2 tRNA genes and 2 rRNA genes are annotated in these 1,106 nt (G+C 45.3%); all 4 read right to left on the reverse strand.

From position 1 onward, the window contains the following. Positions 1-465 (reverse strand): 23S ribosomal RNA (locus tag ACWTVK_RS09525); the annotation flags it as partial. Positions 466-759: 294 nt separating this feature from the next. Continuing rightward, positions 760-835 (reverse strand) — tRNA-Ala (locus ACWTVK_RS09530). A 10-nt stretch (positions 836-845) separates the two neighbouring features. After that, positions 846-922: transfer RNA gene (locus ACWTVK_RS09535), tRNA-Ile, on the reverse strand. A 123-nt stretch (positions 923-1,045) separates the two neighbouring features. Beyond that, positions 1,046-1,106 (reverse strand): 16S ribosomal RNA (locus ACWTVK_RS09540); the annotation flags it as partial.

A 1,106-nucleotide genomic window follows, 5' to 3' on the forward strand; every position in this document is an offset into this window, starting at 1 on the left:
GTATTTTGGCTTGGAGGGTGGTCCCCCCTGCTTCCCACAAGGTTTCACGTGTCTCGTGGTACTCTGGATACAGTCCCGTGTATGCAAGGTTTCGATTACAGGGCTTTCACCTTCTTCGGCTGAGCTTTCCAACTCGATTCTTCTACCTCATTTACACTTGATGACTGTCCTCAACCCCGGTGCGGTTGCCCGCTCCGGTTTGGCCTCTTTCCCGTTCGCTCGCCGCTACTAAGAAAATCTCGTTTGATTACTTTTCCTCTGGGTAATTAGATGTTTCAGTTCCCCAGGTGCCCTCCTCATACTCAAAGGTATGGGTGACAGTGCATAACCACTGCCGGGTTCCCCCATTCGGAAATCTACGGGTCAAAGGTTGCTTGCACCTCTCCGTAGCTTATCGCAGCTTACCGCGTCCTTCTTCGGCTGATATCGCCAAGGCATCCACCGTACGCCCTTAAAATCTTTACTTAAAATACTTTCGTATTTGAGATTTCATTGACATGCATTAGATACATTGTCGTTTATTTTGTAGCCGTACATTTTCATGTACGTCACCATTAAGTCAGAGAATTATTTCCTATGTGCTCGGGTCAACCTACTTAGAAATTCTAAGAGATGACCTTACAAATATAATAATTATCTTCTATGCAGTTTTCAAAGAACAATATTCTGACATAAATCTTACGATTCATGCTTCATATGTTGCTATCAATGATAGCTTTGTTATTTTAGTATAAAACAGACTAGCTGTCAAATACTAAATGGTGGAGACGAGGAGATTCGAACTCCTGACCCCCTGCTTGCAAGGCAGGTGCTCTCCCAACTGAGCTACGCCCCCATGTATTAAATGGTGGGCCTAGGTGGACTCGAACCACCGACCTCACGCTTATCAGGCGTGCGCTCTAACCAGCTGAGCTATAGGCCCATTTAATATATGAGAAATTTATTATCTTGTAGATAACAGATCTCTCAAAACCGAACAATGTTAGGTGCCAAAGTGTCGACCTAAGTGACATCTAAGCTCTTGGCCTAGTGTATGTCTCCCTAGAAAGGAGGTGATCCAGCCGCACCTTCCGATACGGCTACCTTGTTACGACTTCACCCCAATC

The sequence above is a fragment of the Veillonella sp. Ser01 genome (genome assembly GCF_053850375.1).